The organism is Streptomyces sp. NPDC040589 (genome assembly GCF_055594445.1).
Genome location: NZ_JBVIWP010000007.1, coordinates 324,981 through 340,495 on the forward strand (window position 1 = coordinate 324,981; position 15,515 = coordinate 340,495).

At 71.6% G+C, this 15,515-nt stretch carries 10 protein-coding genes and 1 pseudogene; 8 read left to right on the top strand and 3 right to left on the bottom strand.

All coding sequences use genetic code 11. The features are described 5' to 3' along the window. Positions 1 to 101: 101 nt before the first annotated feature. The 5 genes and pseudogenes from ACZ58V_RS29565 to ACZ58V_RS29585 all read left to right on the top strand — a co-directional run. A pseudogene (locus tag ACZ58V_RS29565) lies at positions 102 to 2,807 on the top strand (SpoIIE family protein phosphatase); the annotation flags it as partial. Positions 2,808 to 3,565: 758 nt separating this feature from the next. Next, entirely contained in the window at positions 3,566 to 4,648 is a 1,083-nt protein-coding gene (locus ACZ58V_RS29570; RefSeq protein WP_468192118.1) for a substrate-binding domain-containing protein, read from the top strand. Positions 4,649 to 4,663: 15 nt separating this feature from the next. Next, positions 4,664 to 5,443 (top strand): ATP-binding cassette domain-containing protein, encoded by a 780-nt coding sequence (locus ACZ58V_RS29575; RefSeq protein ID WP_468192120.1) that lies wholly within the window; start codon positions 4,664 to 4,666, stop codon positions 5,441 to 5,443. Next, positions 5,434 to 6,726, top strand: coding sequence for a sugar ABC transporter permease (locus ACZ58V_RS29580; RefSeq protein ID WP_471293663.1), 1,293 nt, complete (start codon positions 5,434 to 5,436; stop codon positions 6,724 to 6,726). The genes ACZ58V_RS29575 and ACZ58V_RS29580 overlap by 10 nt, the downstream gene beginning before the upstream one ends. A 58-nt stretch (positions 6,727 to 6,784) precedes the next feature. Continuing rightward, positions 6,785 to 8,137 (top strand): ABC transporter substrate-binding protein, encoded by a 1,353-nt coding sequence (locus ACZ58V_RS29585; protein ID WP_471293666.1) that lies wholly within the window; start codon positions 6,785 to 6,787, stop codon positions 8,135 to 8,137. 8 nt (positions 8,138 to 8,145) lie between these two features. Here ACZ58V_RS29585 and ACZ58V_RS29590 read toward each other — a convergent pair whose 3' ends face one another. After that, positions 8,146 to 9,642: a sensor histidine kinase gene (locus ACZ58V_RS29590; protein ID WP_471293668.1), complete on the bottom strand. Its 1,497-nt coding sequence runs from the start codon at positions 9,640 to 9,642 to the stop codon at positions 8,146 to 8,148. Positions 9,643 to 9,786: 144 nt separating this feature from the next. Further along, a complete protein-coding gene (gene acnA / locus ACZ58V_RS29595) occupies positions 9,787 to 12,501 on the bottom strand; it encodes an aconitate hydratase AcnA (protein WP_468192128.1) in 2,715 nt (904 codons plus the stop codon). Between the two features lie 276 nt (positions 12,502 to 12,777). On the opposite strand from acnA, the gene ACZ58V_RS29600 reads away from it, so the two are divergent. Then, entirely contained in the window at positions 12,778 to 12,978 is a 201-nt protein-coding gene (locus ACZ58V_RS29600; protein ID WP_033308449.1) for a DUF4236 domain-containing protein, read from the top strand. An 84-nt stretch (positions 12,979 to 13,062) separates the two neighbouring features. Beyond that, entirely contained in the window at positions 13,063 to 14,592 is a 1,530-nt protein-coding gene (locus tag ACZ58V_RS29605; RefSeq protein ID WP_471293672.1) for a helix-turn-helix domain-containing protein, read from the top strand. A gap of 14 nt (positions 14,593 to 14,606) precedes the next feature. Here ACZ58V_RS29605 and ACZ58V_RS29610 read toward each other — a convergent pair whose 3' ends face one another. Beyond that, positions 14,607 to 15,239, bottom strand: coding sequence for a hypothetical protein (locus ACZ58V_RS29610; RefSeq protein ID WP_471293675.1), 633 nt, complete (start codon positions 15,237 to 15,239; stop codon positions 14,607 to 14,609). A gap of 110 nt (positions 15,240 to 15,349) precedes the next feature. On the opposite strand from ACZ58V_RS29610, the gene ACZ58V_RS29615 reads away from it, so the two are divergent. Then, the gene (locus ACZ58V_RS29615) at positions 15,350 to 15,478 is read left to right on the top strand and encodes a hypothetical protein (protein ID WP_471293678.1); all 129 of its coding nucleotides are present in this window, start codon (positions 15,350 to 15,352) and stop codon (positions 15,476 to 15,478) included. The last annotated feature ends 37 nt before the right edge of the window (positions 15,479 to 15,515 follow it).

The following is a 15,515-nucleotide window of genomic DNA, read 5'->3' on the forward strand; positions in this document are numbered from 1 at the left end:
GCCGCTCATGCGCGGCGTGGATCCGCCGTGTCGTCGTCGCCTGAGTTCCGGGGACTCCCACCTGCCGGTGGCCGCGGCACGGACGGGAGGTGGATGCGGACATGCCCCATTACGGCGATGCCCGGGCCACGGTCCCCGGTCTTCGGGCGCCGGGGAACGGGGGCACCGGCCCGCCTCGTCCCGAGCCGGAGCTCGCCGCGCGGGAGCGGATCCTGGCGTTCGCCGGGGTGGCACTGGCGGCGGTGTACGTACGGAGCGAGGACGGTACGGAACTCCGCTCCGTGGAATCGGCCGGCGACGAGCCGGAGCGGTTCGGGCTGCCGGGGCGGGTGCCGGTTTCGGAGGGGGGCGGAGGTTCGCCGGTGGCGGGGGGTGGCGTGACCGGGGTCGGAGGTGGCGTGACCGGGGTCGGGGGCGGCGTGACCGGGGTCGGAGGTGGCGTGACCGGGGTCGGGGGTGCGGGTCCGGGGCCTGACCCGACTGAGCCGGGGCCGAGCGGCCCGACTGCCCCGCCCCACGCCCCCGCGCCGAGTACGCCACCCGAGTCCTCCCCCGGTGGCCCCGCAGGGGCGGAGCACGGAGGGGTGGCCATCGCCAAGGCCTTTCGGAGTGGGCGGGCGTTGTGGCTCGGGGATGTGGTGTTCGCCGGCCGGGAGGAAGGCGGAGCCTCCGCCGCGCCGCTCGGGGCGTTGCCGCTGGGGGCCGCGGGTGGGTGGCTGGGATGTCTTGTCGTGGTGGGAGAGGCCGGGGAGGGCTTCGGGGCCGAGCAGCGGGAGTTTCTGGAGCGGTATGCCGAGGCGGTCGCCGGGCGGCTCCGGGGCGAGGCCGACCGGTGCGCCCCCTCGCCCCTGCTGGATTCGGCGCTGCGCGCCATGGGCGTAGGTTCCTTCGCCCTGGCTCCGGGCACCGGCCTGGTCGAGACGGACCAGGCCCTGCTCGAACTCGTCGGCATCCCCGACAACGGCTTCGACGGCAAGACCGACACCCTGCTCTCGTGCAGCGTCCCGGAGGACGTCCCCGCCCTGATGTCGGTGATCGAACCGTCCGCGCAGACTCCTGGACGCCGGGAACTGGAGTTCCGGATCCGCCGGCCCACCGGCGAACTGTGCTGGCTGCGCCTGAACTCCCGCGTGCGGAAGGGCCCCGACGGCGCTCCGGAACGCGTGCTCGGCGTGGTGACCGCCGCCCCCGTGCTGCGCCGGAGCGCCAGCGACGTCGCCCGGATCCAGTGGCTGACGGCCGCGCTCGACGACGCCGTGACGGTCCGGGACGTCAGCCGCGTGGTGGTCGCCGCGCTGCGCGAGCCGCTGGACGCCGACCGGGTGGCGCTCGCCGAGCTGCTGGAGGACCGGCTGGCGGTCACCGTGCTCGATCCGCCGAGTGCCGGCGCCTGGCCGGACCTGTGGCGTGCCGAGTGGCGCTCGGAGTGGCCCGACGCGCCGGTCGCCGCCCTGCCCACGCTCCAGGCGGCGCTGCGGGACGGGCGGATGAGCCTGTGGCCGGCGGGTGCCGTACTGGAACCCGGGCTTCAGGGGATCGGCCCCGGCGGGCTCGCGGTCCTGCCGCTGCCGGCCAAGAGCAGGGTGACCGGGGTGTGCCTGGTCGGCTGGGACACCCCGCACGAGTTCGCCCCCGAGGAGCGGGCCCTGCTGACGGCGACCGCGGGGCTGGTGGGGCAGGCCCTGAAACGCGCGCACGCCTACGACGCCGAGCAGGAGCTCGCGACGATGCTGCAGCGCAGCCTGCTGCCGCGCCGGCTCCCCCGGCTGCCCGGCGGCACCGCCGTGGCCCGCTATCTGCCCGCCCGGCGCGGGCTCCAGGTGGGCGGCGACTGGTACGACGTGATCGCGCTGTCGGAGAGCAAGGTGGCCCTGGTCATCGGTGACGTACAGGGGCACAGCGCCGGGGCCGCGACGATCATGGGCCAGATGCGTACCGCGGTCCGGGCCTACGCCGTGGAGGGCCACCCTCCGGACGTGGTCGTCGGACACGCCAACCGGCTGCTCGTCGGCATGGAGACCGACCTGTTCGCCACCTGCTGCTATGTCGAACTGGACATGGAGGAGGGCAACGCGCTGTTCGTGCGGGCTGGGCATCTGTCCCCGCTGGTGCGTCTTCCCGACGGCGGCACCGAGGAGATCGCGGTGGAGGGCGGGCTCCCGCTGGGCGTCCTCGCGGACGCGGAGTTCCCCCTGACGGCACTCGCCCTGGCCCCGGGCTCGGTGCTCGCGCTGGTGACGGACGGCCTGGTGGAGTCGGCCGATCTGCAGGTGGACGAGGGCATGCGGCTCGTGCGCGAGGCACTCGCCGCGGCCGACCCCTCCGACCCGGGGCGGATGGCCGACGAACTGCTGGGCGACGCCGGCCGCCGTGAGGACGACGTGGCGTTGCTGCTGCTGCGCTACGACGGGATGCGGGTCCGGCCGGTGCGGGCGGGCTGGGTGGTGTGGCGGCTGCCGGACGCGGTCATGCACGCCCGCCGGTTCAGCGCGCGCACGCTGCGCTCGTGGGACGTCGTGGCCGAGGCCGACACGGTGCTGCTGGTGGTGTCGGAGCTGGTCACCAACGCGCTGGTGCACACCCAGGGCGCGGTCCGGGTGGACCTGACCCTGGCCGCGGACCGGCTGCGGGTGACCGTGAACGACTCCTCGCCGCGCGCGCCCGCCAAGCCTGTGGTGGTGGACTGGGAGGCGACGGGCGGACGCGGGCTCTTCCTGGTCGAGGCGATGTCGACGGCCTGGGGTTCGGTGCCGGTCGGCGGCGGCAAGCAGGTGTGGAGCGAGATCGTCGTGTCCCGGCCGGATCCGGAAGAGGAACCAGAACCGGAGCCCGAGCAGGGGACGCAACCGCCGCGGGTCGAGCCGGAGCGCGTGCCGGAGCCGGGCCGGACCTGGGAGCGCGGCTGGGGCCTGGTCCGCGACCGGAGCTGGGGCATGGGCCGAAACCGCGACCGGAACAAGGGCCGAAACCGCACTCCGGACCCGCCCTCGACCCGCCGAATCCTTGGCCGGAACAGGGACCGGACCCAAGCCCCGGACCTGGACCCGGGCCGCCGAGGCCATGGCCGGAGCGAGGACCGGGACCAAGCCCCGGACCCGACCCCAGGCCTCCGAGACCACGGCCGGAGCCAGGACCGGGACCAGACCCAGGACCCAGACCGCCGAGACCACGGCCGCAGCAAAGGCCGGGACCAGACCCAGGACCCGAACCCACAGCCCCGAGACCACGGCCAGAACAGGGACCGGGACCAGAGCCAGGGCCCAAACCCGAGCCACCGAGACCACGGCCGCAGCAAGAACCGGGACCAGACCCAGGACCCGAACCCGGACCCGGACCCGGACCCGGACCGCCGAGACCGTAGCCGGAACAGGGACCAGGATCAGGCCCCGGACCTGCCCCCGAGCCGACCTGGTGGCCGCGACCCCGCCCCCGAGCCCGACCCGAACAAACACAACGTCCACACCCCGGAGCCGACCCCGACCCCGAGCCGGAACCCGGACCGGAACCCCAACCCCGGCCGACCCCCCGGCCAGGGCCCAACACGGCCCGACGAAGGAGGTCCGCCGTGAGAGGGCGCAGATGGCGTGTGCTCGTCGCCCTGATGGCCGGTGTCCTGGCCACGTCCCTGGCCGGCTGCACCGAGAACGGCGAACAGGGCGACGACGGTCTGACCCTCGGCCTGCTGCTGCCGAGCCGCGCGGTGCCCCGTTGGGAGCAGTCGGACAAGCCCCTGATCGAGAAGCGGGTGAAGGAGCTGTGCCCCGAGTGCACGGTGATGTACGCCAACGCCGAGAACGACGCGGCGAGCCAGCGGCAGCAGATGAACTCCATGATCACCAGGGGGGTCTCGGCCCTGATCCTGGACGTCGTGGATCCCAAGGCCCTGCGCTCATCGGTCCGGGCGGCGGACCGCGCGGGCATCCCCGTGGTCGCCTACGACCGGCTCGCCGAGGGCCCGATCTCGGGTTTCGTCAGTTTCAACGGCGGTCAGGTCGGCCGGCTCCAGGGCGAGGCCCTGCTGAGGGGCATGGGAGCCAGGGCCGACGGCGGCGGCATCGTCATGATGAACGGCGATCCCTCCAGCCCCAACGCCGCCTGGTACGAGGGCGGGTCCCGGTCCGTCCTCCGGGACAAGGTGCGGATCCTCAAGTCGTACAACACCCTGGGGTGGCGCACGGAGAACGCGCACGACCACATGGCCGCCGCGATCAGCGACCTCGGCCCGAACCAGATCGACGGGGTGCTGGCGGCCAACGACTCGATCGCCGCCGGTGTCATCGCGGCGCTCAAGAGCGCCCGTATCGCGCCGCTGCCCCCGGTCACCGGCCAGGACGCCGATCTCGACGCCGTGCGGCGCATCGTCGAGGGCGAGCAGTACATGACCGTCTACAAGCCCTTCCGGCTGGAGACCGAGGCGGCGGCGGCGATGGCCGTGGCCCTGGCGCGCGACAACGACCTCGACGCCCTCGTCACACAGAGCGTGGACAGCCCGACCACGAAGAACATCCCGGCGGTGCTGCTCACCCCGACCGCCGTGACGGCCGAGACGATCGGGCGGACGCTCGTCCGGGACGGCGTCTACACGATCGACCAGATCTGCACCCCGAAGCTCCGGCCGGCCTGCGACCGGATCGGGCTCACCCGGTGAGGGACGTGATTCGCCGTGGCCCATCCCCCTGTTCTGGCGTTGCGCGGCATAACCAAGCGGTTCGGCGGCGTGCAGGCGCTCGTGGACGTCGACCTTCAGGTCCGGGCCGGTGAGGTCGTGGCCCTGGCGGGCGACAACGGCGCCGGCAAGTCCACGCTGATCAAGGTGATCTCCGGGGTCAACCCCGCCGACCGGGGCGTCATCGAGTGGGAGGGGCGGGTCGTGCAGATCAAACGCCCGCACGACGCCCACGCCCTGGGCATCGCGACCGTCTACCAGGACCTCGCCATGTGCGACAACCTGGACGTCGTAGGCAATCTCTTCCTCGGCCGTGAGATCGACCGGGTCGGAGTCCTCGACGAGGTGGAGATGGAGCGCCGCTCCCGTGACCTGATGCGCGCCCTGTCGATCCGGATCCCCGATGTGCGGGTGCCGGTCGCGGCGCTGTCCGCCGGTCAGCGGCAGGCCGTCGCGATCTCCCGCTCGCTCATGGGAGCGCCCAAGGTCCTGCTGCTCGACGAGCCCACCGCCGCTCTGGGCGTGGAGCAGACCAGCCATCTGCTCGACCTCATCGAGGAGGTGCGCGACCACGGTATGGCGATCATCCTCATCAGCCACAACATGGGCGACATCAAGGCCGTCGCGGACCGGGTCGCGGTGCTGCGGCTCGGGCGCAACAACGGTCTGTTCGACGTGAGCACCGTGACGCAGGAGCAGATCATCTCCTCCGTCACCGGGGCTGCGGACAACGCCGTGGCGCATCGTTCGAAGGGCGACGAGGAGGCGTGGCCGTGAGCCGGGGCGAGCAGCACCGGGACGGGGGGCCGGGCAGCGCCGGTCCGGTCGCGCCCGACCGTGCGCAGCGCACCCGGGGCTGGTCCGGCAATCTGCGCGAGTACGCCCTGGAGGTGCGCGGCAGTGTGCGGGGCGGTGAGCGCGGGCCGCTGCTGGTCATCGCCGGGCTGATCGTGATCTGGTGCGTCTTCCAGGGGCTGGACGACAAGTTCCTCTCGCCGCGGAATCTGTCCAACCTCGGCGTGAGCATCGTCGGGACCGGTCTGGTCGCCGTCGGCATCGTGTTCGTGCTGCTGATCCGCGAGATCGATCTGTCGGTCGGCTCCGTCAGCGGCCTGGCGGGGGCCTCGTTCGCCGTGCTGAACGTGAACCACGGGATGCCGGAGTGGCTCGCGGTGATCGTGGCGGTGGCGGTGGGCATGGCCGTGGGCGCCTTCCACGGGTTCTTCTTCGCCTCGCTGGGCGTGCCCGCGTTCGTCGTGACGCTGGCGGGCCTGCTGATCTGGAACGGCCTGACGCTCTACCTGCTGGGCGCGAGCGGCACGATCAACATCGACGAGGAGGGCCTGGTCGCCTCCCTGACCAGCCGCCACTTCGAGGACCCCGCGGCGGCCTACACGGTGGCGGCGCTCGGCACGGCCGGGTACTTCCTGGCCGCCCGGCGCAAGCGCGCCCGCCACCTGGCCGCCGGGATGCCGCACCGGCCGACGGGCGACATCTGGCTGCGCACCGGTCTTCTCGCGGGGATCGCCTTCGCCGCGGCCTACACCCTCAACCGGTTCCAGGGGCTGCCGCTCGCGCTGCTGATCTTCCTGGTGGTCCTGGTCGTCTCGGACTACGTGCTGCGCCGCACCCGCTACGGGCGGCGGGTGTACGCGCTCGGCGGCGGGGTCGAGGCGGCGCGGCGGGCGGGCATCGGGGTGGCGCGGGTGCGGGTCGCGATGTTCATGGTGTCGGGGACGCTGGCCGCGTTCGGCGGGCTGTTCGTGGCATCGGAGCTGACCTCGGCGAGCCCCACGACGGCCCGTGCCGCCGGTTCCGGGATGCTGCTGATCAACGCGATCGCGGCGGCCGTCATCGGCGGTACGAGTCTGTTCGGCGGGCGCGGCTCGCCCTGGTCGGTGCTGCTCGGGGTGCTGGTCATCCAGTCGATCGCCTCGGGCATGGGGCTGCTGGGGGTCGAGGACGCCGTGCAGTTCATGATCACCGGTGCGGTGCTGCTGGCCGCCGTGGCGGCCGACGCGCTGTCCAGACGTGGGGAACCTCGCCGGGAACGTCCATAAATCATTATTTTTTCCCATGTGCCTAACCAAGAGAAAGGTGGGTAAGGGCCGAAATGTCATGAAACGCAGCCGCCTCTTCCGGATGGCCATGGCAGCCACGGCCGTCCTCGGCCTGGTTCTCGCCGGGTGCGGTGACACGGACCCGCCCCGCGGCGAGCAGGCCGACCTCACGGTGCTCGCGATGGACGCGCCCCAGGTGCAGACCCTCAAGAAGCTCACCAAGGAGCACTTCACCGCGGAGACGGGCATCACGGTCGACTACACCCTGCTGCCGGAGAACGAGGCGCGGGAGCGGATGAACCGCGAGTTCGCGACCCAGGCCGGCAACTACGACGTGGCGAGCCTCAGCGCCTACGAGGTGCCGATCTACGCGGACAACGGCTGGCTCGCCCCGCTGGACTCCTATGTGGAGGCGGACGAGGACTTCGACCAGGCGGACGTCTTCCCCAACCTGGTGGCGTCGCTGACCGGGCGGGACGGCAAGGTCTACGCCGAGCCCTTCTACGGCGAGGGCTCCTTCCTGATGTACCGCAAGGACCTCTTCCGCAAGGACGGGCTGCTCATGCCGCCGAACCCGACCTGGAAGCAGGTCGCCGACCTCGCCGCCCGGATCGACGGCACCGACGGCACCAGCGGCATCTGTCTGCGCGGCCTGCCCGGCTGGGGCCAGAACCTCGCCCCGATCAACACGGTCGTCAACACCTTCGGCGGCGCCTGGTACGACATGGACTGGAACGCGCGCCTGACGTCACCCGAGTTCAAGAAGGCCGTCGGCTTCTACGTCGACCTGGTCCGCTCCCACGGCCAGCCCGGCGCCGACCGGATGGGCGTGATGGAGATCCTGGACCGCTTCGTCGAGGGCAAGTGCGCCATGATGTACGACGCCACGTCGCTGGCCTCGTCGATCGAGGCCGACGGATCCTCGGTCAAGGGCAAGGTGGGCTATGTCCCGGCCCCGCACGACAGGACCGACAGGGCCGGCTGGCTGTGGACCTGGGCGTGGGGCGTCCAGAAGGCCTCCGACGACAAGGACGCCGCCTGGGAGTTCATCTCCTGGGCCTCCTCCAAGGAGTACCAGGAGCAGGTCGGCCAGGAAATGGGCTGGACCTCGGCGCCCGCCGGGAACCGCAAGTCGCTCTACTCCAATCCCGAGTACCAGCAGGCGGCCGGCGCCTGGTACCGGCAGGAGTACTCCGCGGCGACGGACTCCGCCGACCCGAAGAGCCCCGGCGTCGGCCCCCGCCCCTACACCGGCATCGGCTTCCTGGGCATCCCCGAGTTCGCCGTGCTCGGTACGGCGGTCTCCCAGCAGATCGCCTCGGCCATCGCCGGCCAGCAGTCGGTGGACACCGCCCTGGACAAGGCGCAGGACCTCGCCCAGGCCGCGGCGGCGAAGTACCGGGGCGAGTGAGCCGTCGGTCAGCGCCGCTCGGAGAGCCCCGACACCTCGGCGGGCAAGGGCGGTTCACCATCCGTCTCCGTGGCGGGAGGCAGCTCGACGGTGAACTCGGTGTGCCCCGGCGCGCTGCGCACGGCGGTGCGCCCGCCGTGCGCCGACGCGATCGCCTCGACGACGGCCAGGCCGAGGCCGGACCCGGCGTCGCCCGGGCCGCGGCGCGAGCGGGAGGCGTCGGCGCGGGTGAAGCGGTCGAAGACCGAGGCGAGGAGGTGCGTCGGGATGCCGGGGCCGTCGTCGCGGACGCGGATGACGCGGCGCTCGGCGGTGGCCTCCACCGCGGCCACGACCGTGGTGCCGGGCGGCGTGTGCGCGCGGGCGTTGGCGAGCAGGTTCGCCACGGCCTTGCCCAGCCCCGTCTCGTCGCCGACGACCAGCGCCGGCGCGTCGAGGTGCAGCGCAAGCCGCCAGGTGCGCTCCGGGTCCGCCGCCCGCGCCTCCCGGACGGCCTCGGCGACCAGGGCCACCAGGTCCACCTCGGCGGACCGCGGGGGGCGGCCCTCGTCCAGCCGGGCCAGCAGCAGGAGGTCCTCGACCAGGCCCGTCATGCGCGCCGACTCGGCGGAGACCCGGCGCCAGGCCAGCATCGGCTCGACCGGGCCGGTGCCACGGTTCATGAGCTCGGCGTATCCGACGATCGACGCGAGCGGGGTACGGAGTTCATGGCCGGCGTCGGCGAGAAAGCGGCGCATCCGTTCCTCGTCGCGGCGGCGGGCGGCGCGGTCGCTCTCGACCTGGTCGATCATGCGGTTGAGCGCGGCGCCGACCTGCCCGGCCTCGCTGCCGGGGTCGGTGTCCGCCCCGGCCACCCGGGGCAGGCCGGTGAGCCGGTCGTGGCCGAGCGGCGCCCGGGCGAGAGCGGCGGCGGTGGCGGCGACCCGGCCGAGGGGGCGCAGCTGACGCCGTACGACCACGGCGCAGACGCAGCCCGCCACGGCGAGCCCGGCGGCCCCGACGACCGCCTCGACCACGGCCAGGCGATTCAGCACGTCCCGCACGTCGTCCATGGGCAGCCCGGCGAGGATCCGGACCCCGCTCGCGTCCAGCCCCGTGACCCGGTAGGTGCCGAGGCCGGGAACGGTCCGGGTGTGGGGTGTGCCGTCGGGGGCGAGGCCGCGCAGGGCGGCGCGCTGACCGGCGGTGAGGGTCAGCGGCTCGCGGTCCTGGCGGGTGACCGCCGCGGCGGTGACCGCGCCGTGCGCGTCGAGCCGGGCCGCGAGCAGCCCGTCGGGGTGGCCGTTCCCGGCGGGGAACGGCAGGTCCCGGTCGTCGCCGGGCCGGAGCGAGGCCGCGGCCAGGCCGTGTTCGGCGGCGTCCATGACCCGGCCGTCGAGATGGTCCAGCAGCAGGGCCCGCTGGGCGAGGACGGCGGCGAGCGCCATCGCGGCGCAGACGGCGACCAGGGCGGCGCCGATGCGGACGAGGAGCCGGGTGCGCAGGGACCCGGGGGTGCCAGACATGTACCGATCCTGTCCCGGTCCGCTGGGGGAACCCTGTGTTCAGGCTGAGCACCGGCGATGTCCCCGCAGGAACGGCGCGGGCCGCGCCCCCGGTCACCCGGGAACGCGGCCCTCGAACTGCCTCGAACTGCCCTACCGGTCCGCTTACTTGCGGATCAGGCTGCGCAGCACGTACTGCAGGATGCCACCGTTGCGGTAGTAGTCCGCCTCACCGGGGGTGTCGATGCGGACGACCGCGTCGAACTCCACACCGGTGTCGGTGGTGACCTTGACCGTACGGGGGGTGGTGCCGTCGTTCAGCTCGGTGATGCCGGCGATGGAGAAGGACTCCTCGCCGGTCAGGCCGAGGGTCTCGGCGGACTGGCCCTCCGGGTACTGCAGCGGGATGACTCCCATGCCGATGAGGTTGGAGCGGTGGATGCGCTCGTAGGACTCGGCGACGACGGCCTTGACGCCGAGGAGCGCGGTGCCCTTGGCGGCCCAGTCGCGGGACGAACCGGAGCCGTACTCCTTGCCGGCCAGGATGACCAGCGGGGTGCCCTGCTCGATGTAGTTGCGCGAGGCGTCGTAGATGAAGGCGACCGGGCCGCCGTCCTGCGTGAAGTCCCGGGTGTAGCCGCCCTCCGTGCCCGGCGCGATCTGGTTGCGCAGGCGGATGTTGGCGAAGGTACCGCGGATCATGACCTCGTGGTTGCCTCGGCGCGAGCCGTAGGAGTTGAAGTCACGCCGCTCGATGCCGTGCTCGGTGAGGTACTTGCCGGCCGGGGTGTCGGCCTTGATGGCACCGGCGGGCGAGATGTGGTCCGTGGTCACCGAGTCGCCCAGCTTGGCGAGCACGCGGGCGCCGGAGATGTCGGAGACCGGGGTGGTCTCCATCGTCATGCCCTCGAAGTACGGGGGCTTGCGGACGTAGGTCGACTCGGCGTCCCACTCGAAGGTGTTGCCGGTCGGGATCGGCAGCGCCTGCCACTGGGCGTCGCCCGCGAAGACGTCCTGGTAGGACTTGTTGAACATGTCCTCGCCGATGGCGTTCGCCACGACGTCGTTGACCTCGGCCTCGGTCGGCCAGATGTCCTCGAGGTAGACCGGCTTGCCGTCCTGGTCGGTGCCCAGCGCGTCCTTGGTGATGTTCACCTTCATGGAGCCCGCGATGGCGTACGCGACGACCAGCGGCGGGGACGCCAGGTAGTTCATCTTGACGTCGGGGTTGATACGGCCCTCGAAGTTCCGGTTGCCGGAGAGGACCGAGGTGACCGCGAGGTCGTGCTCGTTGACGGCCTTGGAGACCTCCTCCGGCAGCGGGCCGGAGTTGCCGATGCAGGTGGTGCAGCCGTAGCCGACGAGGTTGAAGCCGACCTTGTCGAGGTAGGGAGTGAGCCCCGCCTTGTCGAAGTAGTCGGTGACGACCTTCGAGCCCGGGGCGAGGGTGGTCTTGACCCACGGCTTGCGGGTCAGGCCCTTCTCCACGGCCTTCTTCGCGACGAGCGCGGCGGCGACCATCACGTACGGGTTCGAGGTGTTGGTGCAGGAGGTGATGGCCGCGACCGTCACCGCACCGTGGTCGATCTCGTACGTGGAACCGTCGGGGGCGGTGACCGTGGTCGGACGGGTCGGTACGCCGTTGGTGGTGGCCGGGGCGTCGGAGGCCGGGAAGGACTCCTTGCCCGCCTCGTCGTCGTCCTCGACGTAGTTACGTACGTCGAGCGCGAACTGCTGCGCGGCGTTGGCCAGGACGATACGGTCCTGCGGGCGCTTCGGACCGGCGATGGACGGGACGACCGTCGACAGGTCGAGCTCGAGCTTCTCGGAGAAGTCGGGCTCGGCGGCCGGGTCGAGCCAGAGGCCCTGCTCCTTGGCGTACGCCTCGACGAGCGCGACCTGCTGCTCGGAGCGGCCGGTCAGGCGCAGGTAGTTCAGGGTCTCGCCGTCGATCGGGAAGATCGCGGCGGTGGAGCCGAACTCCGGCGACATGTTGCCGATGGTGGCGCGGTTGGCGAGCGACGTGGCGGCCACGCCCTCGCCGTAGAACTCGACGAACTTGCCGACGACGCCGTGCTTGCGCAGCATCTCGGTGATCGTGAGGACCAGGTCGGTGGCGGTGGTGCCCGGCTTCAGCTCGCCGGTCAGCTTGAAGCCGACGACGCGCGGGATGAGCATGGAGACCGGCTGGCCGAGCATGGCGGCCTCGGCCTCGATGCCGCCGACGCCCCAGCCGAGGACGCCCAGGCCGTTGACCATGGTGGTGTGCGAGTCGGTGCCGACGAGGGTGTCGGGGTACGCCTGGCCGTTGCGGACCATGACCGTGCGCGCCAGGTGCTCGATGTTCACCTGGTGGACGATGCCGGTGCCGGGCGGGACGACCTTGAACTCGTCGAACGCGGTCTGGCCCCAGCGCAGGAACTGGTAGCGCTCCTTGTTGCGGCCGTACTCCAGCTCGACGTTCTGCTTGAAGGCGTCGTTCGTGCCGAACTTGTCGGCGATGACGGAGTGGTCGATGACCAGCTCGGCCGGGGCCAGGGGGTTGATCTTCGCCGGGTCGCCGCCCAGCTCCTTGACGGCCTCACGCATGGTCGCGAGGTCCACGACACAGGGAACGCCGGTGAAGTCCTGCATGATCACGCGGGCCGGCGTGAACTGGATCTCCTGGGCCGGCTGGGCCTGCGAGTCCCAGCCACCAAGGGCGCGGATGTGGTCGGCGGTGATGTTCGCGCCGTCCTCGGTGCGGAGGAGGTTCTCCAGCAGCACCTTCAGGCTGTAAGGGAGGCGCGCGGCGCCCTCGACCTTGTCCAGCCGGAAGATCTCGTACGACTCGTCGCCCACCTGCAGCGTGCTGCGGGCGTCGAAGCTGTTCGCCGACACGACAGTCTCCTTCATTGATGTGCGCGTACCACCACGATCCTGCCGCCACGACTACTTGGCCGATCCGCTAAGGTAAGGCTAAGTTAGGTAGCCCTTACCGCCGGACCGGTGGTGCCGCGCGGCTGCGGTGTCACCTCGGCAGATATCTCGATGTCGAGATAACTCTAATACACGAGGGCCGGATGGTCATGCCCCGGCACCCGTCATGCGGTCATGCACCTCCCTTCCCGGGGTATCCGAACCAGGTATCCACGCCACGAACGGAAGGAGACAGGCATGCCGCTCACGTTCCGCAAGAGTTTCCGGATCCTCCCGGGGGTGCGACTGAACATCAACAAGCGCTCCTGGTCCATCACCACCGGCGGCGGGAAGAACGGCCCGCGGTACACCCGCAGCAGTACGGGACGTCGTACGACATCGATGGATTTGCCCGGACCTTTCGGATGGCGGCGCACCACGAAGGCGCGGCGACACTGAGCCCGCCGGGCGGGATTGACGCCCCGTCACCCGAATGGACCCACCTGTCGGGCGCCATCTCATATCTGAGATAACCTCAACCACATGGCAGACGACTACCTCGTACGCATCGGCAAGCTCATCCGTGACGCCCGGCAGCACCGGGGCTGGACGCAGTCGCAGCTTGCCGAGGCGCTCGGTACCAGCCAGAGCGCCGTCAACCGGATCGAGCGCGGCAACCAGAACATCAGCCTTGAGATGATCGCGCGCATCGGGGAGGCCCTCGACAGCGAGATCGTGTCGCTCGGCTACGCCGGTCCGATGCATCTGCGGGTGGTCGGCGGGCGCCGGCTGTCCGGCGCCATCGACGTGAAGACGAGCAAGAACGCGTGCGTGGCGCTGCTGTGCGCCTCACTGCTCAACCAGGGGCGCACAGTGCTGCGCCGCGTCGCCCGCATCGAGGAGGTCTACCGCCTCCTCGAGGTGCTGGGCTCCATCGGCGTCCGCACCCGGTGGATCAACGACGGTGTCGACCTGGAGATCGTGCCGTCGGCCGAGCTGGACCTGGCGGCGATCGACGCGGACGCGGCCCGCCGCACCCGCTCGATCATCATGTTCCTCGGCCCGCTGCTGCACCGCATGGACCACTTCAAGCTGCCGTACGCCGGCGGCTGCGACCTCGGCACGCGCACGGTCGAGCCGCACATGATCGCGCTGCGCCGGTTCGGTCTCGACATCGCCGCGACCGAGGGCCAGTACCACGCCATGGTGGACCGCTCGGTCCGCCCCGACCGCCCGATCGTGCTGACCGAGCGCGGCGACACGGTCACCGAGAACGCGCTGCTCGCCGCCGCCCGGCACGACGGCACCACCGTCATCCGCAACGCCTCCTCCAACTACATGGTCCAGGACCTGTGCTTCTTCCTGGAGGCGCTGGGCGTCAAGGTCGACGGCATCGGCACGACCACGCTCACCGTGCACGGCGTGCCCACCATCGACGTCGACGTGGACTACTCCCCCTCCGAGGACCCGGTCGAGGCGATGAGCCTGGTCGCCGCGGCTGTCGTCACCGAGTCGCATCTGACGGTGCGCCGGGTGCCGATCGAGTTCCTCGAGATCGAGCTGGCCGTGCTCGAGGAGATGGGCCTCGACCACGACCGCACGCCCGAGTACTTCGCCGACAACGGCCGCACCCGGCTGGTGGACCTCACCGTCCGGCCCTCCAAGCTGGAGGCGCCGATCGACAAGATCCACCCCATGCCGTTCCCCGGCCTGAACATCGACAACGTCCCGTTCTTCGCGGCCATCGCGGCGGTCGCCCAGGGCCAGACCCTGATCCACGACTGGGTCTACGACAACCGCGCGATCTACCTGACCGACCTGAACCGCCTCGGCGGCCGGCTCCAGCTCCTCGACCCCCACCGCGTCCTGGTCGAGGGCCCGACCCGCTGGCGCGCCGCCGAGATGATGTGCCCACCCGCCCTGCGCCCCGCCGTGGTCGTCCTCCTGGCGATGATGGCGGCCGAGGGCACGTCGGTGCTGCGCAACGTGTACGTCATCAACCGGGGTTACGAGGACCTGGCGGAGCGGCTGAACTCGATCGGGGCGCAGATCGAGACGTTCCGGGACATCTGAGGCCGCCGGGGCGGTCAGTACAGCTTGTTGACCGCCGTGACGGTCGTCTTCTTGAAGTCCGCCACCTGGGCGTGCTGGAAGTTGCCCATCTGGCCCCAGAGGACGACCGTCACGGTCCTGCCGTCGCGGCCGACCGAGAACAGGCCGATGTCGGAGGAACCCCACGCCGAGGCGGTGTGGAGGCCGTAGACGTGGGCGCCCTCCTCGACGTTCAGGCGGCCGTAGGACTTCTGGGTCGCCGTCAGGTCGGGGTCCTGCTCCATCAGCTTCTTCGCGCAGCCGGCGATGGCCTTGCGCAGGAGCGCCGCGAAGTCCTTGGCTCGCCGTTCGTCGCGCTCCACGACCGTGATCTGCTGGGCGTTGGTGTCGAACTCGGTCCCGTAGGAGCGGTGGGTGGCGATGGACGGCAGGGCCTCGCCGACGCACACCGGCAGCGGGTCCGGCTGACCGGCCGTGACGGGACCGGCGTACCAGGGCGAGGTCGGGTGCGGCGGCAGTTCGGCCGGCTCCAGGAACCGGGGTGTGGCGGAGGCCGGTGCGGTGACGGCAGCGGCCGGTACGGCGACTGCGGCGACACCGGCGACGGCCGCCAGCGCGGCCACGGTGGTACGGATACCTCGGGCGCGAATCTGCATGGTCTCCCCCATGTTTCCCCCTGGTCTTGCCTGTCGAATGCGCGGGCTTCAGCCCTTGCACACGTACGACCCGCCACGGCCCGCCTACGTTGCCCTGCCCACCCGCTACGGATTCGTCCCGGATGTCACCGACGCGCTACAGGGGATCGAGCGGATCGCGGGGCGGCACGGGCACGGTATGGCCGGCCGGTGACGACATGCTGGGCTTCCACGGCCGCGCCCGCCCCTTCCGCGCCGTCGGCCTCGGCTAGGGCCGTGAGGGCGGATCAGGACAAGCTGAAGAAGTCC

What these genes read in the sequence shown, in the direction of transcription:
- ACZ58V_RS29615 (WP_471293678.1), top strand. Translation starts at nt 15,350, where the DNA reads ATGTCACCGACGCGCTACAGGGGATCGAGCGGATCGCGGGGCGGCACG.
- ACZ58V_RS29600 (WP_033308449.1), top strand. Translation starts at nt 12,778, where the DNA reads ATGCCGCTCACGTTCCGCAAGAGTTTCCGGATCCTCCCGGGGGTGCGA.
- ACZ58V_RS29590 (WP_471293668.1), bottom strand. Translation starts at nt 9,642, where the DNA reads ATGTCTGGCACCCCCGGGTCCCTGCGCACCCGGCTCCTCGTCCGCATC.
- ACZ58V_RS29610 (WP_471293675.1), bottom strand. Translation starts at nt 15,239, where the DNA reads ATGGGGGAGACCATGCAGATTCGCGCCCGAGGTATCCGTACCACCGTG.
- ACZ58V_RS29585 (WP_471293666.1), top strand. Translation starts at nt 6,785, where the DNA reads ATGAAACGCAGCCGCCTCTTCCGGATGGCCATGGCAGCCACGGCCGTC.
- ACZ58V_RS29605 (WP_471293672.1), top strand. Translation starts at nt 13,063, where the DNA reads ATGGCAGACGACTACCTCGTACGCATCGGCAAGCTCATCCGTGACGCC.